The sequence below is a fragment of the Cellulomonas sp. S1-8 genome, from assembly GCF_026184235.1.
In the GTDB taxonomy this organism is placed as follows: Bacteria; Actinomycetota; Actinomycetes; order Actinomycetales; family Cellulomonadaceae; genus Cellulomonas.
This window is the reverse complement of record NZ_CP110806.1, coordinates 1-21,675: the sequence shown is the minus strand read 5'-3', so window position 1 is coordinate 21,675 and position 21,675 is coordinate 1. Positions and strand designations below refer to the sequence as shown.

15 protein-coding genes, 2 tRNA genes and 1 pseudogene are annotated in these 21,675 nt (G+C 71.6%); 5 read left to right on the top strand and 13 right to left on the bottom strand.

What is annotated here, in order from left to right; translation table 11 throughout:
• Window positions 1–198: 198 nt before the first annotated feature.
• The 3 genes from OKX07_RS00090 to OKX07_RS00080 all read left to right on the top strand — a co-directional run bounded on the left by OKX07_RS00090 (window position 199) and on the right by OKX07_RS00080 (window position 5,269).
• Window positions 199–3,687 carry a glycoside hydrolase family 9 protein gene (locus OKX07_RS00090; RefSeq protein ID WP_265629833.1) on the top strand — a complete coding sequence of 1,163 codons (3,489 nt, stop codon included), beginning with the start codon at window positions 199–201 and terminating at the stop codon, window positions 3,685–3,687.
• A 248-nt stretch (window positions 3,688–3,935) separates the two neighbouring features.
• Window positions 3,936–4,637 carry a GNAT family N-acetyltransferase gene (locus OKX07_RS00085; RefSeq protein ID WP_265629832.1) on the top strand — a complete coding sequence of 234 codons (702 nt, stop codon included), beginning with the start codon at window positions 3,936–3,938 and terminating at the stop codon, window positions 4,635–4,637.
• 65 nt (window positions 4,638–4,702) lie between these two features.
• A complete protein-coding gene (locus tag OKX07_RS00080; protein WP_265629831.1) occupies window positions 4,703–5,269 on the top strand; it encodes a hypothetical protein in 567 nt (188 codons plus the stop codon).
• 73 nt (window positions 5,270–5,342) lie between these two features.
• Here OKX07_RS00080 and OKX07_RS00075 read toward each other — a convergent pair whose 3' ends face one another.
• Window positions 5,343–6,569, bottom strand: coding sequence for an RtcB family protein (locus OKX07_RS00075; protein ID WP_265629830.1), 1,227 nt, complete (start codon window positions 6,567–6,569; stop codon window positions 5,343–5,345).
• A gap of 211 nt (window positions 6,570–6,780) precedes the next feature.
• Entirely contained in the window at window positions 6,781–6,987 is a 207-nt protein-coding gene (locus tag OKX07_RS00070; RefSeq protein ID WP_265631977.1) for a cold-shock protein, read from the bottom strand.
• A gap of 646 nt (window positions 6,988–7,633) precedes the next feature.
• Here OKX07_RS00070 and OKX07_RS00065 point away from each other — a divergent pair.
• Window positions 7,634–8,104, top strand: a complete 471-nt coding sequence (locus OKX07_RS00065; protein WP_265629829.1) for an ATP-binding protein — start codon at window positions 7,634–7,636, stop codon at window positions 8,102–8,104.
• Between the two features lie 93 nt (window positions 8,105–8,197).
• Window positions 8,198–8,761: a hypothetical protein gene (locus tag OKX07_RS00060; RefSeq protein ID WP_265629828.1), complete on the top strand. Its 564-nt coding sequence runs from the start codon at window positions 8,198–8,200 to the stop codon at window positions 8,759–8,761.
• Window positions 8,762–8,810: 49 nt separating this feature from the next.
• Here the strand turns inward: OKX07_RS00060 and OKX07_RS00055 are convergent.
• From OKX07_RS00055 to dnaA, 11 genes and pseudogenes are all read right to left on the bottom strand, one after another.
• Window positions 8,811–8,883: transfer RNA gene (locus tag OKX07_RS00055), tRNA-Ala, on the bottom strand.
• A gap of 16 nt (window positions 8,884–8,899) precedes the next feature.
• Window positions 8,900–9,019 carry a DLW-39 family protein gene (locus OKX07_RS00050; protein ID WP_265629827.1) on the bottom strand — a complete coding sequence of 40 codons (120 nt, stop codon included), beginning with the start codon at window positions 9,017–9,019 and terminating at the stop codon, window positions 8,900–8,902.
• Window positions 9,020–9,082: 63 nt separating this feature from the next.
• Window positions 9,083–9,156: transfer RNA gene (locus tag OKX07_RS00045), tRNA-Ile, on the bottom strand.
• Between the two features lie 140 nt (window positions 9,157–9,296).
• Window positions 9,297–10,298 carry a DUF3566 domain-containing protein gene (locus tag OKX07_RS00040; RefSeq protein ID WP_265629826.1) on the bottom strand — a complete coding sequence of 334 codons (1,002 nt, stop codon included), beginning with the start codon at window positions 10,296–10,298 and terminating at the stop codon, window positions 9,297–9,299.
• Window positions 10,295–12,889, bottom strand: a complete 2,595-nt coding sequence (gene gyrA, locus OKX07_RS00035) for a DNA gyrase subunit A (protein ID WP_265629825.1) — start codon at window positions 12,887–12,889, stop codon at window positions 10,295–10,297. Before gyrA ends, OKX07_RS00040 begins: the two co-directional genes overlap by 4 nt.
• Before the next feature lie 64 nt (window positions 12,890–12,953).
• Window positions 12,954–14,972 carry a DNA topoisomerase (ATP-hydrolyzing) subunit B gene (gyrB, locus tag OKX07_RS00030; protein WP_265631976.1) on the bottom strand — a complete coding sequence of 673 codons (2,019 nt, stop codon included), beginning with the start codon at window positions 14,970–14,972 and terminating at the stop codon, window positions 12,954–12,956.
• Window positions 14,973–15,235: 263 nt separating this feature from the next.
• Entirely contained in the window at window positions 15,236–15,886 is a 651-nt protein-coding gene (locus tag OKX07_RS00025; protein ID WP_265629824.1) for a DUF721 domain-containing protein, read from the bottom strand.
• Window positions 15,876–17,066, bottom strand: coding sequence for a DNA replication/repair protein RecF (recF, locus tag OKX07_RS00020; RefSeq protein WP_265629823.1), 1,191 nt, complete (start codon window positions 17,064–17,066; stop codon window positions 15,876–15,878). The genes OKX07_RS00025 and recF overlap by 11 nt, the downstream gene beginning before the upstream one ends.
• 5 nt (window positions 17,067–17,071) lie before the next feature.
• Window positions 17,072–18,052: pseudogene (gene gnd, locus OKX07_RS00015) on the bottom strand (phosphogluconate dehydrogenase (NAD(+)-dependent, decarboxylating)); the annotation flags it as partial.
• A gap of 51 nt (window positions 18,053–18,103) precedes the next feature.
• Window positions 18,104–19,234 carry a DNA polymerase III subunit beta gene (dnaN, locus tag OKX07_RS00010; RefSeq protein ID WP_265629821.1) on the bottom strand — a complete coding sequence of 377 codons (1,131 nt, stop codon included), beginning with the start codon at window positions 19,232–19,234 and terminating at the stop codon, window positions 18,104–18,106.
• A gap of 784 nt (window positions 19,235–20,018) precedes the next feature.
• Window positions 20,019–21,575: a chromosomal replication initiator protein DnaA gene (dnaA, locus tag OKX07_RS00005; RefSeq protein WP_265629820.1), complete on the bottom strand. Its 1,557-nt coding sequence runs from the start codon at window positions 21,573–21,575 to the stop codon at window positions 20,019–20,021.
• Between the last annotated feature and the right edge of the window lie 100 nt (window positions 21,576–21,675).

Below are 21,675 nucleotides of genomic sequence, written 5' to 3'. Positions count from 1 at the left end.
CGCCGGCCCCGGCCCGTCCCCGACGGTCCGGGGCCGGCGTATGCCCGCGCCTAAAGGATTCGAGAGTTGACCCCCGCGCGGGTCCCTCAGCACGATCAGCGCGGGCCGCCGCCCCGGCGCGACATCGTCGTGCGCCGTGCGGTGACGCCCGTGGGAGCGCTCCACCAGGCGCTCGTGCTCCGTCTGAAGGGACGTTCCATGCCCCGCACCTCCGCCCGCCGCGCGCAGCGTCGCGCGCTGTGGGCCGGCGCAGCCGCCGTCGCGGTCGTCGCCGGAACCGTCACCCTGCCCGTCCAGGCCGCGCAGGCCGCGCCCGCGTACAACTACGCCGAGGCCCTGCAGAAGTCGATGTTCTTCTACCAGGCGCAGCGCTCCGGCGACCTGCCCGCGGACTACCCCGTCTCGTGGCGCGGGGACTCCGCGCTCGACGACGGCAAGGACGTCGGCAAGGACCTGACGGGCGGCTGGTACGACGCCGGCGACCACGTGAAGTTCGGGCTGCCGATGGCCTTCACCGCGACCATGCTCGCGTGGGGCGCGCTCGAGAGCCCCGCCGGCTACACCGAGTCGGGCCAGATGGACGAGCTGCGCGACAACCTGCGCGCCGTCAACGACTATTTCGTCAAGGCGCACACCGCGCCCAACGAGCTGTACGTGCAGATCGGCAAGGGCGACGACGACCACAAGTGGTGGGGTCCCGCCGAGGTCATGACCATGGCCCGCCCGTCGTACAAGATCACCGCGTCCTGCCCCGGCTCCGACGCCGCAGCGGAGACCGCCGCCGCCATGGCGTCCGCGTCCCTCGTCTTCCAGCAGGCCGACCCCGCCTACTCCGCGACGCTCCTGACCCACGCCAAGCAGCTCTACACGTTCGCCGACACCTACCGCGGCAAGTACTCCGACTGCGTCACCGACGCCCAGTCGTTCTACAAGTCGTGGTCCGGCTACCAGGACGAGCTCGTCTGGGGCGCGTACTGGCTCTACAAGGCCACGGGGGACGCCGCCTACCTGACGAAGGCCGAGTCCGAGTACGACAAGCTGAGCAACGAGAACCAGACGTCGACGAAGTCCTTCAAGTGGACCGTCGCCTGGGACGACAAGTCGTACGCGGCGTACGCGCTGCTCGCCATGGAGACGGGCAAGCAGAAGTACGTCGACGACGCCAACCGCTGGCTCGACTACTGGACCGTCGGCGTGAACGGGCAGAAGGTCACCTACTCCCCCGGCGGCATGGCCGTCCTCGACTCGTGGGGCGCGCTGCGGTACGCCGCCAACACCTCCTTCGTCGCGCTGGTCTACTCCGACTGGACGACCGACGCGACCCGCAAGGCGCGCTACCACGACTTCGGCGTGCGGCAGATCAACTACGCGCTCGGTGACAACCCGCGCAAGGCGTCCTACGTCGTCGGCTTCGGTGCCAACCCGCCCAAGAACCCGCACCACCGCACCGCGCACGGGTCGTGGCTGGACTCGCTCAAGGACCCCGTCGAGACGCGTCACGTGCTGTACGGCGCGCTCGTCGGAGGGCCCGGATCGGCCAACGACGCGTACACCGACGACCGCGGCGACTACGTCGCGAACGAGGTCGCCACCGACTACAACGCCGGGTTCACCAGCGCCCTGGCCTACCTGACGGCCCAGTACGGCGGCACGCCGCTGGCGGGCTTCCCCACCGCGGAGAAGCCCGACCAGGACGAGTTCTTCGTCGAGGCGAAGCTCAACCAGCCGCAGTCGGGTGCGTTCACCGAGGTCAAGGCGATCATCCGCAACCGCTCGGCGTTCCCGGCGCGGGCCCTGAACGACGCGTCCATCCGCTACTGGTTCACGCTCGACGAGGGCGTCCCCGCCTCGAGCCTGTCCGTCTCGACGAACTACACCGAGTGCGGCAGCCAGCCCGCCGCCGTCAAGCACGCGTCCGGCTCCCTGTACTACGCCGAGATCGGCTGCGCGGGCCAGAACATCCACCCCGGTGGCCAGTCGCAGCACCGCCGCGAGATCCAGTTCCGCGTGCAGGGCACGCTGCAGTGGAACGCGGTGAACGACCCGTCGTTCGCGGGCCTGCCGGCGACCGGCGACCCCGTGAAGACGAAGGGGATCACGCTCCACGAGGGCAGCACGCTGCTGTGGGGCACGGTGCCGAACGGCCCGACGCCCTCGCCCACGCCGACGCCGACGCCGACCCCCACGGTCAACCCGATCATCGCGACGCCGCAGGACGTGCGTCTGGTCGCCGGCGGCAACGAGCTGCGCCTGACGTGGACCAAGCCGACGATCGGCGCCGACATCGTGTCCTACCAGACGGAGGTCGACGGCGAGGGTCCGAACAGCACCAGGAACACCTGGTACAACCGCTTCAACCTGGCGCCGGGTGAGCACACGGTCCGGGTGCGGTCACTGGCTTCTGGTGGCGGCACGTCGGCCTGGGTCGAGCGGACCGTCAGCATCCCGGCCGGCGCGTGGCCGACCACGGTCCCGGTCCCGGTCGACGTCACGACCACGGTCGACCGCACGGTCCCCAGCGTCCGGATCGACTGGGGCTTCCCGACCGGCGAGCCGGCGGTGGTCGCCTTCGAGATCTCCTTCGTCGGCTCGAACGGCAACATCTCCCCCAACCGGACGACGTCCACGTCGATGACCTCCAGCAGCATGCCGAGCGGGGTGTACCGGCTGTACCTCCGGTCCGTGGCCGCGGACGGCGCCGTCTCACCGTGGGTGACCCGCACCGTGGACGTCGGACCGGTCGTGACGCCGTCGCCGACACCCTCCCCGACCACGAACCCGGGCACGACGCCGCAGGACGTGCGTCTCGTCGCCGCCGGCACCGAGCTGCGCCTGACGTGGACGAGTCCGGCGACCGGCGCCGGCGTGACGACCTACCAGACGCAGGTCGACGACGAGCCGGTCCAGAGCACCGCGAACACCTGGTACAACCGCCTGGACCTGGCACCGGGTGAGCACACGGTGAAGGTGCGGTCGCAGTCGGGCAGCGGCACGTCGGCCTGGGTCGTGCGGAACGTCAGCATCCCGGCCGCCGGGACGTGGCCGACGACCGTGCCGGTCCCGGTCGACCTCACGGGGTCGCCCGGCGACCTGGGGTACGTCAACTTCACGTGGCGTGCGCCCGTCGGCGAGCCCGAGGTGGTCGCGTACGAGACGCAGTTCATCGGGCCGTCCAGCGGCAGCAGCCGCACCATCGGCCGGACCACGACGACGTCCGTCTCCGGCTTCGACCTGCCCCCCGGGCTGTACACGGTGCACGTCCGCTCCGTCGCCGCGGACGGGGCCGTCTCACCCTGGGTGAGCGCGACCACGACCGTCGGTCCCACGTCGTCGCCGACACCGACGTCGACGCCCACCCCCACGTCCGGTCCTGCCAACTGCGCGGTGACGTACTCCGCGAGCAGCTGGAACTCCGGCTTCACGGCGTCCGTGCGGCTGAAGAACACGGGCTCGGCGCCCCTGACGTGGTCCCTTGCGTTCGACCTCACGGCCGGGCAGCGGGTCCAGCAGGGCTGGAGCGCGACGTGGTCGCAGACGGGGACGCGGGTCACGGCCACCGGTGCGGCGTGGAACGCCACGCTGGCACCGGGCGCGACCGTCGACCTCGGCTTCAACGGGTCGCACACCGGCCAGAACCCTGCCCCGACGTCGTTCGCGGTGAACGGCGCGACCTGCGCGTCGGGGTAACCAGACGGGTCCCGGTCCGGCTCGACCCCCGACGTCGCCGGATCGGGACCGCTTCAAACCCCGGGCGGGCGGCCCGCTTCCGTCCGCCCGGGCTTGACGTCCGACGCGGGGGCAGTCGGACGTCGGGCGAGGGCGTCGCGTGTTGCGCGCGACGCCCTCGCCACCTTGCCCGGCAGCCCGCCGGTGCCCGCCCCGTGCTCGGAGGTTCCGTATTGACCCCGCCCCCGCGCGCCGGGGAGGCTGCAGCGGTGAACGACGCCTCCCCGACGCCGCCCGTCGACCCGTCCCCCGCCCTCACCGACGTCGAGATCTGGCCGCTGACCGGCCTGCGCGTCGTCTGCGGTGACCTCGAGCTGCGCGCCCCGGACGACCGGATGCTGCTGGACCTGGCCCGGCTCGCCGCGCGGGGCGTGCACCGCGAGGACTACATGCCGTTCCTGGTGCCGTGGACGCGCGGCACGCCCACGCAGGTGGCGCGCAGCGTCATGACGTACCAGTGGGGCCTGCGGCAGCGCACGACGCCCACGGACTGGGCGATCGAGCTCGCGGTGGTCCGCGACGGCGTGCCGCTGGGCACGCAGGGCTTCTACGCGAAGGACTTCCTGGTGACGCGCACGGCCGAGACGGGCTCGTGGCTCGGCCTGAGCCACCAGCACGGCGGCGTCGGGACGCGGATGCGGCTGATGGTGCTGCACCTGCTGTTCGAGGGCTTCGACGCGCTGCACGCGACCAGCTCGGCGTTCGTCGACAACCCCGGCTCGGCGGGGGTGAGCCGCAAGATCGGGTACCGCGAGAACGGCGTGCTGCACCAGGCGCGTGAGGGCGGCCCGGTGGACAGCCAGCTGTTCGTCCTCGACCGCGCCGACTGGGACGCCCGGCCCGACGCGCTGCGCCCGGACATGCGCATCGAGGGCCTCGGTCCCGTCCGGGAGCAGCTCGGCATGGCGTGACCTGGCGGGGCACCTGCACCCACAGGTCCTGGTCGGCCGCCGCTGCGCAGCGGTAGCGTCCCGTCATGCTGCTCGCCGACCTGCAGGCCAGGGTGCGCATCGCGCTCACCACCACGCTCGTCGACGAGTGGACGCTCGTGGCCCCGTCCGCTGGCACGAGCCGACCGTCGGAACGCACGGTCTCGTTCCACCTGGGCTGGGCGCTGCGCGGCATGGTCGAGCGGACGTGGGACGTCGACGCCGACTACGACCGGTCGGGCATGGTGCTCGAGTCGTCGGTGCGGCTGGACGGCGCCACGCACCGGCCGCCGCACCTGATCGTCCACCAGCGCGGCCGGCTCGGGCCGGAGCACAACCTGCTGCTGGTCGAGCTGACGGCCGACGCGTCCGCCGCGGCGCCCGGCGCGGCGGACCTCGCAGTCGCGCAGGCCATCCAGCGGCGGTTCGGCTACCGGTACGCCGTGCTGCTGGACCTGCGCCTGCACGACGACGCGACGACCGCGGACGTCCACCCGCACTGGCAGTGGGCGACGCTCGACGAGGGGGTCGTGACCGACGAGGCCGAACCGGTCTACACCGACGACGTGCTCGCCGACATCGTCGCGCGGGCCCGGCGCGGGGTGCGCCGCTGAGCGACACCAGGGCTGAGCGACACCAGGAGAGAGCGAAGGCCGCGCAGCAGACTGCTGCACGGCCTTCGGCCCGTCACCCCTTCACGCAGACGATCGTCCGGAGCCGGGCGACGACCTCCACCAGGTCCGCCTGGGCGGCGATGACCTGGTCGAGGTCCTTGTAGGCACCGGGGATCTCGTCGAGCACGCCGGCGTCCTTGCGGCACTCGACGCCTGCGGTCTGCGCCGCCAGGTCGTCGAGCGTGAACGTCCGCTTGGCCGCGTTCCGCGACATGCGCCGGCCGGCGCCGTGGGACGCCGACCAGTACGACGCCGGGTTCCCCAGCCCGCGCACGATGTACGAGCCCGTCCCCATCGACCCCGGGATGAGGCCCAGGTCCCCCGCGCCGGCCCGGATCGCGCCCTTGCGGGTCACGACGAGGTCGGCGCCGTCGATGTGCTCGGTCGTCACGTAGTTGTGGTGGACGTTCGCGACCTCCTCGAACGTCACCTCCCGGTCGGAGAACGTCGCCCGTACGGCGTCGACGAACAGCGTCATCATGACCGCACGGGACCGGGCCGCGTACTCCTGCGCCCACCACAGGTCGTTCAGGTAGGCCTCCATCTGCGGTGTGCCGGTCAGCAGGACCGCGAGGTCCCGGTCGACGAGGCCCTGGTTGTGCGCCAGGCCCTTGGCGACGGCGACGTGCACCTCCACGAGCGTCTTGCCGATGTTCCGGGACCCGGAGTGCAGCTGCAGCCACACGCCGTCGTCCTGGTCCAGGCACACCTCGAGGAAGTGGTTCCCGCCGCCCAGCGAGCCGAGCTGGCGCCGCGCACGCGTCTCCAGGTCCCGCACCTGCGGCGTCAGCGAGTCGAACCGGGCCCAGAACGCATCCGCGCCCCGCAGCGCCTCGGCGGTCTGCGCCCGCGCGCCGATGGGCCGCAGCCGGCGCAGGTCGACCGCCTCGTCGTGCGAGCGGAAACCCACGGGGATGCGGGCCTCCACCGCCGTGCGCAGCGCGTGGAGGTCGTCCGGCAGGTCGTCCGCCGTCAGGGACGTGCGGACGCCGATCATGCCGCAGCCGATGTCGACGCCGACGGCGTTGGGGGAGACCGCGTCGCGCATCGCGATGACGGACCCGACCGTCGCCCCCTTGCCCAGGTGGACGTCGGGCATGACGCGGACCCCGTGCACCCAGGGCAGCGCGGCGATGTTGCGCAGCTGCTGCAGCGCAGCCGGCTCGACGTCGTGCTCGTGGGCCCACATGAGCGTGGGCGCGGCGGCGCCGCGCAGCTCGACGGGGAACGCGTTGGTCATGGCACCCCTCCTGGTAGAGGCGTCCGGGAGCGTCCGGACGCGGGACACCCGGCGGAGGTCTCCCGCCGGGCCGAGAGGAGGATCCCTGCTGATCCCCGGCCGCGTCGCCCTGTTTCCCCGGTACGCAACGACGAGAGCCGCGCAGCAGATGCTGCGCGGCTCTCGTGGTGCATCGGTCAGGGGCGCTCGCGCGCCCCGGAGCCGGTGTGAGTCAGAGCGGGCGGATGTTGGACGCCTGCAGGCCCTTGGGGCCCTGCGTGACGTCGAACTCGACCTGCTGGTTCTCGTCGAGGCTACGGAAGCCCCCGGTGTCGGCGATCGCGCTGAAGTGCGCGAACACGTCGGCGGAGCCGTCGGACGGGGCGATGAAGCCGAAGCCCTTCTCAGCGTTGAACCACTTCACAGTTCCGGTGGCCATGATGTCTTCCTTCATTCGGTCGACCGGACCGCGAATGCGTCTCCGGATGCCGCGCCCGGAGGGGCGCTGACGGTGGTGGGTGCGTGCACGTCGTGCACGCAGCGGGCGGACGCGGAGCGTCGCCACGAGGTGGGCCGCAGCGTCGAACGTCGGGGTGACGCCGAGCGGGCGGGTGAGCTGGTCATGGGCATGGAAGCCGTCGGCACGGCGGGCGATGAGGCCCGCGTACTCGCCGCCTGCCGTGGCGACCCAGAGGTCGTCATCGGCGGGGCGCCACACGGGAGCCTGCCCGGAGCTGACCGGTGCCGCAACTGCTGGCACGGCGGACGACTCGAGGTACTGGTCAGTGATGATCTCTACTTTCGCTCCGCGCCTTCGGCGGCGGAGATGTTCGACGGCAGCGGTGCTGCCCGGTTGCGTTGGTCCTCGCTCCGATGCGGTGGACCGAAGTACGCCACGGTAGGTGTTCGCGTGGCAAGAACGCATGACGACTGTACACCACGGTTCCGATGACGCGCGAGCAGGCCCTCGTCCAGCCCTCGTCACGTACCGCGCCAGCCCTCGTCACGTGCCGCGCGGGGCTCCGACGTGCATCTTCGTCCCGTTGCTGTGAGGCTCGACTCTGGACCGACGGGAGGGAGCTCACATGGAGGACTGGAAGCACCTGCCCTTGGACCTGCCAGGGGTCGACGCCGGACTGCCCCTGAGCCAGCCGCCGGCGGGGTACGAGCTGGTGCGCGAGTGGGCGCTGTCAACGACGGCCCAGCTGCGAACGCTGCGCCACGAGCTCGCCTCGCAGATCGCCGAGCACGAGGTCGGGGGACTGCACGAGCTGACGGGCACGCCCAAGGCCCTCGTCCTCATCGCCACCGAGCTGGCGTCCAACGCCCTCGTCCACGGCCTGCCGCCCACGATGGTGCGCCTGTCGCGACGCGAGGACCGCTGGATGCTCGACGTCGGGGACCACGACCCCGAGTCCGCGCCCGTGTACGCCGGCGCGCGCATCCGCGGCGAGGGCGGCCTGGGCCTGCACCTGGCGCGGCAGCTCTCGCAGGAGGTCGGCTGGTACGCCACGGAGCGGACCAAGAACGTCTGGGCCACGTTCGCAGTCCGCTGACGGCCACGACCGCAACACCGCTCACCGCTGGGGGTGGCAGACATGGAGTGGGGTTCCGGTCGGCGGGGTGGGCGAGCCGGTAGCGTCCGTGGCATGAGCGATGCGGTGGCCGTGGACGGCGTGTGGCGCGCGGCGATCGAGGCCGTGCTCGCCGACCCCGACGGGGACGACGTGCGGGTCTCGCAGGGCCTGTGGGCGTTGGCGGTCCGCGCGAAGTCGACCGCCGGGGACGTGCAGTGCGGCGGTGACGTCTTCGGACCCGTGCTCACCCCGGGCGGGTACGTCGTGATGCGGTGCTGGGTCCGGGTGGAGTCGGCCGACGCCGCACGGACGCGGGACGCGTGCGACGTCGCGTGGCGGCGGTTCGCCCGGGTCGACGACGAGGGGGTCGAGGCCGGCCCGGACGTCGAGATCGAGGACCCGGACCCGTTCGGCTACCCGGACGTCCAGGGCGGCACGGTGGTGCTCGCGTTCGACGCGCGCGAGGACGAGGACCCCTTCCCCTACCGGGCCCTGACCTGCCTGCGGATCCTCGTCGAGGAGCTGCGCCGGCACGGGTGCACACCTGCGCGGCTGGTGAACGCCCTGCGGCTGCCCGACGACGAGGGCCTCGACGTCGAGGAGCTCGCCGATCGCATCGTGGTGACGCGGGACTGAGTCACGGCGTTCCGCGTCGCGCACCTGTGCCGTCGCGAACCGTGCCGGGTGGAGCCAAGGGGACTCGAACCCCTAACCCCCTGCTTGCAAAGCAGGTGCGCTACCAATTGCGCCATGGCCCCGGGACGGGCCGGGGAGTCACTCGAAGGTGTCGGTGACCTCGGCCCACAGGTCCCGCTCGTCGCGGTCCTGCGCGTACTTCTGCCAGGCGACGTATCCGACGGCCGCGGCAGCGGCCAGGAGCAGGAGCTTCTTCATCGGTTCCCCCGGTGTCTCGGGCGGGTGCCGCCAGTCCGCGGTACGACGCGCGTACCTGCAGCGTGGGCCTAACAGGACTTGAACCTGTGACCTCTTCCTTATCAGGGAAGCGCTCTAACCGTCTGAGCTATAGGCCCGTGACACGTCCGACCGGTCCGACCCCACGAGGGGATCCGCACCGGCGGGCGCGACGGTCGAGACTACCCCAGCGCGGCCACCGCACCCAAACCGATGGCGGCGGTCCCGCAGTCCAGCACCGGAGGCAGACCCGGACGGCTCACTCGTCGGTCATCGTGACGTTCACGCCACCGACGAGAGCCGCCACGATGTTGTACAGGAACGCGCCGATCGTGGCGAGCGCCGTCAGCAGGAAGACGTCGATGACGGCCACCAGCGTCGCCGCCGAGACCGTCTTCTCGAACGACACGTACGCCAGGATGTCCAGCGGGCTCTCCGTGCCGACGACCTGGGTGACCAGGTCGTCGATCTGCGTGAACACGTGCAGGCCGTCGAGCGTGAACCACACGACGACTGCCGCGACGACGATCATGATGCCGATCGCGACGGACAGCAGGAACGCGAGCTTCATGACCGACCAGGGGTCAACGCGCGAGATCGCGAGCCGGACGCGCCGTGGCCCGCCGCCCACCGTGGGGATGCGGCCCGTCGCCGGCCGCGGGGTCGCCCCCGTGACGGGCGCGGTGGACCGCGCTGCCGGGCGCTCGGCGGTGGTGGCACCGGCTGTCGTCGGCGTCGCTGTCATGTGGGCGTCCTCGGTGCGGGGTCGGGTCAGCTGAGAATACGCCCTGGACAGGCCGGATCCCGTGACTCCCGCGGCCTTCTTCAGCCATTCGGTCGTGGCGTCCACCGCCGTGACCAGCGGCGACGGCGGCTCGTCGTCGCCAGAACCTTCACCCGGGGCAGGGGCGGCCGTCGTGGTCCGGCGGGGCTCGGTCGAGCGGGACCGCTCGTCCGTCCACGCACCCGATGACCCCGAGGGACCCGACGACCGCGCCGGCGCGGCACCGCTCGACGACCGCTGCGGCGACGACGCGGGACCGGACGTCCGGCCCGACGTCGACGGCGCCCGGCCCACGTCGACCGTGTACGTCGGGGGAGCGGAGCCCCCGACCCCACCGAGCGACGCCCACGAGCTGCCGGCCGACGCGTCGTGCTCGGCGGCCTGCACCGCACCTCCCTGGTCGGGCGACGGCGCGCCGCCCGTCATGGGAGTCGTCGGTCGCTTCCGCGGGGGGATCGAGGGGGGCGTGTCGCTCATGCATCCTCCGCAGGTCGGTCGCCGCTGTCAGGCACCGACCCGTCAGGGTCCGGTACGTCGGTTGCGTCGTGGTTGGTGACGTTCTCGCCCACGGTACCGCCATCGTCCACGAGGTGTCGTTCACTGTTCCGGGCGACGGCGATGATCCGGTCACCCGCGTCGGGCTTGGCGAAGATGACGCCCTGCGTGGTGCGTCCCGTCGCGTTGACCTCGGTCGTCGCCGAACGCACGATCTTGCCGCGCTCCATGATGACCAGGACCTCGTCGTCGGCGTCGGTGACGAGCGCGCCGACCAGGTCCCCGTTCGCCTCGGGCAGGTTGGCGACCTTGATCCCCAGCCCACCGCGGCCCTGCTGCCGGTAGTTCTCGACCGTGAGCGCGGTCCGCTTGGCGATGCCGCCCTCCGTGACCGTGAACAGGTACGCGTCGTCGCGGACGACGTCCATCGCGAGCAGGTCGTCCTCCCCGCGGAACTTCATGCCCGTGACGCCGCTCGTGGCCCGGCCCATCGGCCGCAGGGCGTCGTCGGACGCGGTGAACCGCACCGACTGCCCCTGCCGGGAGACGAGGATGACGTCCTGGTCGGAGTTCACCAGGCGCGCCGCGACGAGCTCGTCCGTGCGGCCCTCGTCGTCCTCGCGCAGGTTGATCGCGATGACGCCGCCGCTGCGGTTGGAGTCGTACTCCGTCAGCATCGTCTTCTTCACCAGGCCACGCTTGGTGGCCAGCACCAGGTGCTCGGCCTGCTGGTAGTCCTTGAGGTCCAGGACCTGCGCGATCTTCTCGCCCGGCTGGAACGCCAGCAGGTTCGCGACGTGCTGACCCTTCGCGTCGCGGCCCGCCTCGGGGAGCTCGTACGCCTTGGCCCGGTAGACGCGCCCCAGGTTGGTGAAGAACAGCAGCCAGCGGTGCGTCGTCGTGACGAAGAAGTGGTCGACCAGGTCGTCCTCGCGCAGCTGGGCGCCGCGCACGCCCTTGCCGCCGCGGCGCTGCGCGCGGTACGCGTCGACGCGCGTGCGCTTGGCGTACCCGCCGCGCGTGATCGTGACGACGACGTCCTCCTCGGCGATGAGGTCCTCGATCGAGACCTCGCCGTCGAACGGCAGGATGTGCGTCCGGCGCTCGTCGCCGAACTTGTCGACGATCGTCGCGAGCTCCTCGCTGACGATCTGCCGCTGCCGCACGGGCGACGCCAGGATCGCGTTGAGCTCGGTGATGACCGCCTCGAGCTCGGCGTGCTTGTCGAGGATCTCCTGGCGCTGCAGCGCGGCGAGCCGGCGCAGCTGCAGGTTGAGGATCGCCTGCGCCTGCAGCTCGTCGATCTCGAGCAGCGCCATCAGGCCGTTGCGGGCCTGCTCGGCGTCCGGGGAGCGCCGGATCAGTGCGATGACCTCGTCGAGCGCGTCGAGCGCCTTGAGGTAGCCGCGGTAGATGTGGATGTCCTCCTCCGCCTTGCGCAGGCGGTAGCGCGTGCGGCGCTGGATGACGTCGATCTGGTGCGCGGTCCAGTGCCGGACGAACGCGTCGATGCTCAGCGTGCGAGGGACGCCGTCGACGAGCGCGAGCATGTTCGCGCCGAACGTGTCCTGCAGCTGCGTGTGCTTGTACAGGTTGTTCAGGACGACCTTCGCGACCGCGTCGCGCTTGAGCACGATGACGAGGCGCTGGCCCGCGCGGCCCGAGGTCTCGTCGCGGATGTCCGCGATGCCCTGGACGCGGGCCTCCTTGACGAGGTCCGCGATCTTCTTCGCCAGGGTGTCGGGGTTCACCTGGTAGGGGAGCTCGGTGACCACGAGGCACTGCCGGCCCTGGATCTCCTCCACCTCGACGACCGCGCGCATCGTGATCGACCCGCGTCCCGTGCGGTACGCGTCCTCGATGCCGCGCCGGCCCAGGATCGTGGCCGCCGTCGGGAAGTCGGGGCCCTTGATGCGCTCCATGAGCGCCTCGAGGAGCTCCTCCTTCGAGGACTCCGGGTGGTCCAGGTGCCACTGCACGCCTGCCGCGACCTCACGCAGGTTGTGCGGCGGGATGTTCGTCGCCATGCCGACCGCGATACCCGACGAGCCGTTGACCAGGAGGTTCGGGAAGCGCGAGGGCAGGACCGCCGGCTCCTGGGTGTGGCCGTCGTAGTTGTCCTGGAAGTCGACGGAGTCCTCGTCGATGTCCCGGACCATCTCCATGGCCAACGGCGCCATCTTGCACTCGGTGTACCGCGGGGCGGCGGCCGGGTCGTCGCCGGGGGAGCCGAAGTTGCCCTGCCCCGACACGAGCGGGTAGCGCAGCGACCAGTCCTGCACGAGGCGGACGAGCGCGTCGTAGATCGCGGTGTCGCCGTGGGGGTGGTACTTGCCCATGACGTCGCCGACGACGCGGCTGCACTTGGAGAACTGCCGGTCCGGGCGGTAGCCGCCGTCGTACATCGCGTACAGGACGCGGCGGTGCACCGGCTTGAGGCCGTCGCGCACGTCCGGCAGCGCACGTCCGACGATGACCGCCATCGCGTAGTCCAGGTACGAGCGCTGCATCTCGAGCTGCAGGTCCACCTGGTCGATGCGGCCGTGCTCGATGTCGCCCGGGGTCTCGGTCACGTGCGGGTCACTCCAGTCGTCGGTACCAGGTCGGTCGCGGTGGCCGGCGTCGCCGGCGCCCGCGTCAGATGTCGAGGAAGCGGACGTCCTTGGCGTTGCGCTGGATGAACGCGCGACGCGCCTCGACGTCCTCGCCCATCAGCACCGAGAACGTCTCGTCGGCGGCCGCGGCCTCGTCCAGCGTGATCTGCAGCAGAGTCCGGTGCTCCGGGGACATCGTGGTCTCCCACAGCTCCGTGTAGTCCATCTCGCCCAGGCCCTTGTACCGCTGGACGCCGTTCTCCTTCGGCAGGCGGCGGTTGTTCGCCCGCCCGTCGGCGATGACGGCGTCCCGCTCCCGGTCCGAGTACACGTAGTCGTGCGGGGCGTTGCTCCACTTGATGCGGTACAGCGGCGGCTGCGCCATGTAGACGAACCCGCCCGTGATGAGCTGCGGCATGTAGCGGAACAGCAGCGTCAGCAGCAGCGTGCGGATGTGCTGCCCGTCGACGTCGGCGTCGGCCATCAGCACGACCTTGTGGTACCGCAGGCGGGAGACGTCGAAGTCCTCGCCGATGCCCGTGCCGAACGCCGTGATCAGCGCCTGCACCTCCTGGTTGCCCAGGGCCTTGTCGAGCCGGGCGCGCTCGACGTTGAGGATCTTGCCGCGGATCGGCATGATCGCCTGCGTCCGCGGGTTGCGTCCGCGCACGGCCGACCCGCCGGCGGAGTCGCCCTCGACGATGAAGACCTCGCACTCGGCCGGGTTGTTCGACTGGCAGTCACGCAGCTTGCCGGGCATCGAGTTGGACTCGAGCAGGCCCTTGCGGCGCGTGGCCTCGCGGGCCTTGCGGGCGGCCATCCGGGCGGCGGCCGCCTGGATGGACTTGCGGATGACGTCCTTGGCCTCGACCGGGTGCGCGTCGAGCCACGCACCGAGCTGGTCGTTGACGACCTGCTGCACGAAGCGCTTGGCGTCGGTGTTGCCGAGCTTGGTCTTGGTCTGGCCCTCGAACTGGGGCTCGCCGAGCTTGACGGACACCACGGCGGTGAGGCCCTCGCGGATGTCGTCGCCCGTGAGGTTCTCGTCCTTGTCCTTGAGGATGCCCTTCTCGCGCGCGTAGCGGTTCATCAGCGACGTCATCGCCGCCCGGAACCCCTCCTCGTGCGTGCCGCCCTCGGTCGTCGAGATCGTGTTCGCGAACGTGTGGACGGACTCGGAGTAGGCGTTCGTCCACTGCATCGCGATCTCGACGGAGATGCGCCGTGCGGTGTCCTCCGCCTCGAAGTCGATGACCTCGGGGTGGACCACGTCGACCTTCTTGGCCGAGTTCAGGTGCGTGACGTAGTCGACGAGCCCGCCGTCGTACCGGTAGGTGACGTTGTGCGAGACCGCCGGCGGGGCGTCGGGACGCTCGCCCGTGACCTCGTCCTCGGTGCCCGTGTGCTGCGGGCGCTCGTCGGTCAGCGAGATCTGCAGTCCCTTGTTGAGGAACGCGTACTGCTGGAACCGCGCGCGCAGGGTCTCGAAGTCGTACTCGACGGTCTCGAAGATCGACGCGTCGGCCCAGAAGGTCTGCGTCGTTCCCGTCGCGTCGGTCGCGTCGCCCTTGCGCAGCTCGCCGACCGGCTTGCCGCCGTCGGCGAAGTCCTGGCTCCAGACGTGGCCGTCGCGCCGGATCACGGTCTCGACGCGCGAGGACAGCGCGTTCACCACGGAGATGCCGACCCCGTGCAGACCACCGGAGACCGAGTAGCCGCCACCACCGAACTTGCCGCCGGCGTGCAGGATCGTCATGACGACCTCGACGGTCGGACGGCCCTCGGTCGGGTGCATGGCCACGGGGATGCCGCGGCCGTCGTCGCTCACGCGCACCCCGCCGTCGGCGAGCAGCGTGACCTCGATCGTGTCGCAGTACCCGGCCAGGGCCTCGTCGACGGAGTTGTCGACCACCTCGTAGACCAGGTGGTGCAGGCCGCGGGCGCCCGTCGAGCCGATGTACATGCCGGGACGCTTGCGGACGGCCTCGAGGCCTTCGAGGACGGTGATCTGGTCCGCGTCGTAGGGGTCACCCGACCGGCGCGCGGCCGACCCGGTGGCCATCCCCTGCCCCTCGACGGGTGTGTCCTGCGGGTCTCGAGGGGTGCTCTGGTCGGCCACGGGCAGCGGTTCTCCTCGAGAGCTCGTACGCGCCAGGCGCGTCGTGGGCGGCTGCGAACCGGCGGGGAGACCGGATCACTCCATGTCGGCGGAGTTCCGGGCTCTCGTGGGCAGGCAGGCGCCTTTGTTGACCTGTCTAGTCTACCCGCTGGACGCCCCGGATCGGGCAGGAAGGGGCGCGTGTGGCAGGACAGGTCGTGGGCGGCTCAGCCGTACGTGTCCCGCTGACCGCGACCGGCGACCCGGCGCGGGCCACGTCCGAAGCCGTGGCCCGCCGGACCCACCACCTCGACCTGCACGACGACGCCCTCGCCGAGCGTCTCGTCGAAGCGCGCCAACATCGTCGGTGCCAGCAGCCGCAGGTTCGCCGCCCACGCCGTCGACGACGCCCGGACCGTCAGCAGCCCCGCCTCGAACGACACGAACTCGCAGTGGTCCGCGACCTGCGGCCCCACGATCTGCGCCCACCGGTGCACCAGGTCACCCACGACGAGCCCCGGCTCCCAGCCCAGGTCACGGGCCAGCAGGCCCGCGGACACGGCGAGCGGCTGCGGGTCGCGCGGCCCCGCGGCGGCCCCGCTGCTCACGGGCCTGCTGCGGACCACGCCGGGACGCAGGCCCCGCGCCCGCGCGGCCGCCTTCGCGCGCGCCAGCGCGGCACGGACCACCTGCTCGGGAGGTGTGAGCACGACCAGCTCGGACACCGGCAGCCCATCCGGCACCGACGTCGGCGCCGGCAGGAGCGCGTCGTCGTCCGTCCCCTGCGCGGGGTCCGGTCCCGGAGCGTTCGGGCCGGACGTGTCGACGGGGGAGCGTCGTCCCGCCCCCGACGAGCCGCGTCCCGGCCTAGAGGACACGCGCGACCTCGCCCCCCATGACGTCGACGCGGGCACCGGCCAGCGGCTCGGGCACGTCCTGCGGCACCGCCGCGGTCACCAGCACCTGCCGCGCCCCCGCCACCAGCTCCGCGAGCCGCTCACGGCGGCGTGTGTCCAGCTCCGCGAAGACGTCGTCGAGGATCAGCACCGGCTCGCCGTCCGGACCCCAGTCCGCCGCCCACGCGCCCGCGTCGTCGACGCCGTGGGTCAGCAGCGCGTACGACGCGAGCCGCAGCGCCAGCGCCACCGACCACGACTCCCCGTGGCTCGCGTACCCCTTGGCCGGCAGGTCACCGAGGGTGAGGACCAGGTCGTCGCGGTGCGGACCGACCAGGCACACCCCCCGCTCGATCTCCTTGCTGCGCAGCCGGCCCATCGCGTCGAGCAGCCGTGCCTCGACCAGGTCGACGCCCGCATCGGGCTCGACCGTGGGCTCGCCGTCCGCCGCCGCGGCGTCCAGCGTCGAGCGGTACGCCAGGCGCAGCTCGCCCTGACCCGAGCTGACCTGCCGGTACGCGTCGGCGGCCCGCGGCCCCAGCGCGGCCACGAGGGCCTGCCGCGCGACGACGACCTGCGCGCCGACCTGGGCGAGCTTCGCGTCCCACACGTCGAGCGTGCGCAGGTCGGCACCCGCGCGCGCCCGCGTCGCGGCGGCCGCCGACTTCAGCAGCGCCGATCGCTGCCGCAGCACCCGCTCGTAGTCCCCGAGGACACCCGCGATCCGCGGCGTGAGCTGCACCAGCAGATCGTCCAGGAAGCGGCGGCGCCCGTCCGGGTCGCCCTTGACGAGCGCGAGGTCCTCGGGCGCGAACAGCACGGTCCGCAGGATCCCCAGGATGTCGCGCGCCCGCGTGGGGGAGCCGCCGTTGACCCGGGCGCGGTTCGCCTTGCCGGGCGTGATCTCGACCTCGACGAGCGACGCGCGCTCCTCGCGGACGACCCGCGCCCGCACGACCGCGCGGCCGGCACCCGCCCGGACCAGCGCCGCGTCCGACGGGACCCGGTGGCTGCCCAGCGTGGCGACGTACCCGATCGCCTCCACGAGGTTCGTCTTGCCCTGCCCGTTGGGTCCGACGAACGCGGTGATGCCCGGCTCGAGCGGCAGCTCGACCTGCGGGTACGACCGGAAGTCGGTGAGGGACAGGTGCGCGACGTACACGCGGCTCAGGCCTCCGACGTGGGTGGCGCCGTCGGGGTCACCGTCGCCGCACCCGCGGCGCGCACGGCGTGCCCACCGAACTGCTGACGCAGCGCCGCGACGGCCTTCATCGCGGGGGACTCGCCCTGCCGGGACGCGAAGCGGGCGAACAGCGCCGCCGAGATGACGGGCGCCGGGACGGCCAGGTCGATCGCCTCGTCGACGGTCCAGCGACCCTCGCCCGAGTCCTCGACCCAGTCGTCGATCGCACCGAAGCGCGGGTCCTCGGCGAGCGCCTGGACCAGCAGGTCGAGCAGCCACGACCGCACGACCGTGCCCGTCGTCCACGCGCGCATCGTCGCCGGCACGTCCGTGATCAGGTCCTTCGCGGCGAGCAGCTCGTAGCCCTCGGCGTACGCCTGCATGAGTCCGTACTCGATGCCGTTGTGCACCATCTTCGCGTAGTGGCCGGCGCCGACCGGGCCCGCGTGCACGAAGCCGTCGGCACGCTCGCCCGGGGGGCGCAGGGCGTCGAACACCGGCATCGCCCGCTCGACGTCCTGCGGCGCGCCGCCCACCATCAGGCCGTAGCCGTTCTCCAGGCCCCAGATGCCACCGGAGACCCCGGCGTCGATGAAGCCGATGCCGTGCGCCGCGAGCGTCGCCGCGTGCGGTGCGTCGTCCTGGTAGTACGAGTTGCCGCCGTCGATGACCAGGTCGCCCGGGGCCAGCAGGCCGGCGAGGTCCTGGATCACGCCGTCCGTGATCGCACCCGACGGCACCATCACCCAGACGACGCGCTCACCGGCGGGCAGCGCCTCGACCAGCCCTTGCAGCGACGGCACGTCGGTCACGTCCGGGTTGCGGTCGTACCCCGTGACCTCGATGCCCGCGCCCCGGATCCGCAGGCGCATGTTCGCGCCCATCTTGCCCAGACCCACCAGACCGATGTGCATGCCGTGCCCCTCTCCGCGTCCCGCCGTGTGCGGCGACGTCCGTCCGGGCCACTGTGCCGCACCCGTGGCGTGGCCGCGCGTGCGGCGTCGGCGCGTGCGGTGTCAGCTGGCGAAGCGGATCGGCACCAGCAGGTAGCGGTAGTCCTTGAGGTCGTCGCCCTCGAGCGACTCCTGGCCCGTGAACTCCACGGGCTTGTTCGGGTGCGTGAACGACATCCGGACGAAGGTGGTGTCCAGCGCGCCCAGGCCGTCGGCCAGGAAGTGCGGGTTGAACGCGACTGAGATGTCCTCACCGACCAGCACGGCCTCGAGCGCCTCGGAGGCCTGCGCGTCGTCGCCCTGGCCGGCGTCCAGCACGACCTGGCCGTCGGTGAACGTCAGCCGGATCGGGGTGTTGCGCTCGGCGACGAGGGCCACGCGCTTGGCGGCCTCCGCCAGGGCCTGGGTGTTGACGATCGCGTGGATCGGCGTGTCGTCCGGGAACAGCCGGCGCACGGGCGGGTAGTCGCCGTCGACGAGCAGGCTCGTCGTCTGGCGCCCGGCGGCCTCGAAGCCGATGAGGTCGACACCGCCGCCCGTCGACAGCGCGACGGACACCGAGCCCGACCCGCCCAGCGACTTCGCCGCGTCGGAGAGCGTCCGCGCCCGGACCAGGGCGACGGCCGCGACGGCCGGGTTGGTCGGCTTCCACGTCATCTCGCGCAGGGCGAGCCGGTAGCGGTCGGTCGCCAGCATGGTGACCTTCTCGCCCTCGATCTCGACCCGCACGCCGGTGAGCAGGGGCAGCGTGTCGTCGCGGCTCGCGGCGACCGAGACCTGGGCCACCGCGTGCGTGAGCTCGTCGCCGTCGACGGTGCCCGTGAGCTCCGGCATGACGGGCAGGTTCGGGTAGTCCTCGACCGGCATCGTCAGCAGCGTGAAGCGGCTGGCCCCGCACGTGACCTGCACCTTCGTGCCGTCCAGGACGACGTCGACCGGCTTGGCCGGCAGCGACCGGGAGATCTCCGCGAGCAGGCGTCCCGAGACCAGGACGGTGCCGGGCTCGCTCACGTCCGCCGGCAGCTGGGCGCGGGCGGAGACCTCGTAGTCGAAGCTCGACAGCTGGACGGTGCCCGTGGTGTCCGCCTCGATGCGGACCCCTGCCAGGACCGGGACCGGCGGACGCGTGGGCAGACTGCGTGCGGTCCACGTGACGGCATCGGCGAGCACGTCACGATCGACGCGGAACCTCATGCATCACCTTTCTCGTCGTCCGGCCCGGGAGCGTGTGCACGGCGGTGCGCAACGGGCACGTTCGGGCACGGCAGCGGGCGTTGTCGGGGCTGTGCCGAACACTACGCGACAGGCCCGACACCCGGTACAGGCCACGGGGTCGGGGTGGCCGGTGAGTTCGGCGCGGGTCGCCGCCGCCCGCGCCCCGTCCCCAACGTCGGTGTGTGGATTCCCCTCTGATCAATGGTTCGTCGTCGTCATCGGTCCTGTTGATGATGTGGATGGAGGGTCGGTGCGCAGGTCAGCAGGCGTGGCGGCGTGTGGAGGAGCCTGTGGTCCCAGGACGCTGCGCGGTGGACGAGGGTGGACGGTGCGAGCGGAGCGATTCGTCGTCCACCGATCCGCGGCCGGGATCCACAGCTCCACCGCGTGTCGTCCACCGTCGTCCACAGGTGTGTACACAGGTGTGAACATTCGTCCCATGCATGTTTCACCCGGTCCCGCGCGGCGTCGTCAAGCGATTCGTGGCGGTTTGATGGTGAGAGTCCTCTCACAGAACTCGCGTGAGCACGGTGTTTCTCGACCACCTGTGGACGCGCTCAGCGTGGGGTGCAGATGGCGTCCCTGCAGGTCACGACGCTGTGACGTGCGTTCTTTGCGCGCCTGAGGGCGCCTGGTTAACCCGATTGGGTGAAGGCGTTCACAAGTGTCCCCAGGCAGTGGGCAAACCTGTGGATAACTCTGGTCGGGTGTCCAGGGGGAGGCTGCGTCCGGCAAGGAGAAGACCGGTGGTGAGGGGCGTGCGTCAGCCCCGGTGCTGCTGCTTGATGCGGTTGGTCAGCTCGGTGACCTGGTTGTAGATGGAGCGCCGCTCCGCCATCAGCTCGCGGATCTTGCGGTTCGCGTGCATCACGGTCGTGTGGTCGCGTCCACCGAACGCCTGACCGATCTTCGGCAGCGAGAGGTCCGTGAGCTCACGGCACAGGTACATCGCGATCTGCCGGGCCGTGACGAGCACGCGGGACCGGCTGGAACCGCACAGGTCCTCGATCGTCAGTCCGAAGTAGGCGGCCGTCTGGCCGATGACCGTCGTGGACGTGATCTCCTGCGTCTGGTCGTCGGTGATGAGGTCCTTGAGGACGATCTCCGCCAGCGACACGTCGACCAGCTGGCGGTTGAGGTTCGCGAACGCGGTGACGCGGATGAGCGCACCCTCGAGCTCGCGGATGTTCGTCGAGATGCGCGAGGCGATGTACTCCAGCACGTCGTCCGGGGCCTGCAGGCGCTCGCTCGCCGCCTTCTTGCGCAGGATCGCGATCCGCGTCTCGAGGTCGGGCGGCTGCACGTCGGTGATCAGGCCCCACTCGAAGCGGGACCGCATCCGGTCCTCGAACCCGTTCAGCTGCTTGGGCGGGACGTCGGACGTGATGACGACCTGCTTGCTGGCGTTGTGCAGGGTGTTGAACGTGTGGAAGAACTCCTCCATCGTCTGTTCCTTGCCCTGCAGGAACTGGATGTCGTCGATCAGCAGGACGTCGACCTCGCGGTAGCGCCGCTGGAACGACCCGGCCTTGCCCTCGCCGATGGAGTTGATGAAGTCGTTGGTGAACTCCTCCGAGTTCACGTACCGCACGCGCACCGTGGGGTACAGGTTCTGCGCGTAGTGCCCGATCGCGTGCAGCAGGTGCGTCTTGCCCAGCCCGGAGTCGCCGTAGATGAACAGCGGGTTGTACGCCTTCGCGGGCGCCTCGGCGACCGCCACCGCCGCGGCGTGGGCGAACCGGTTGGACGACCCGATGACGAACGTCTCGAACAGGTACTTGGGGTTGAGCCTGGCCGGCTCGGACAGCCCGCGCCGTGGTGCGGCGCCGTCGTGCGAGGAGCCGTCGACCGAGCGCAGGGACGGCCGACCGTCGTCGTGGCGATCACCCGGACCGTCGTCGGAGCGCCCGGACGTCTGGTCGCCGTGGTCGTCGCGCGAGAAGCCGTGGTGCGACGTCACCAGAGCGAGGTCCGGACGCTGCTCGCCGTTGCGCTCGTAGGGCGCCTGCCCGGGGGAGGGCGGGACGACGCGCAGCGCGGGCGGCATGTCGTCCGCGACCTCGGCGTCGACCGTGATCGCGAACCGTGCCTCGCGGCCCAGTGCCTCGGACAGCGCGCGGGTGACCTCGGCGCGGACCCGCGTCTCGAGGTACTCCTTGGTCAGGTCGTTGCCGACCGCGAGCAGCATCGTGCCGTCGAGCAGCCCGAGCGGGTGTGCGAGACGGACGAACGCGAGCTGCCGCGGGGTGATGTCGGGGCTCGCCTCGAGGTTCGTGACGACGTGACCCCAGACGCGGGTCGGCTCTTCGTCTTGTGACAACGTCCTACCTCGGTCCTCGGTACGGCGGGATGGGTGAGTCTGGCACGGTCGACAGTCGTCCACATAGTTGTCCACACCTGTGCGCGCGGGTCTCGGGTCG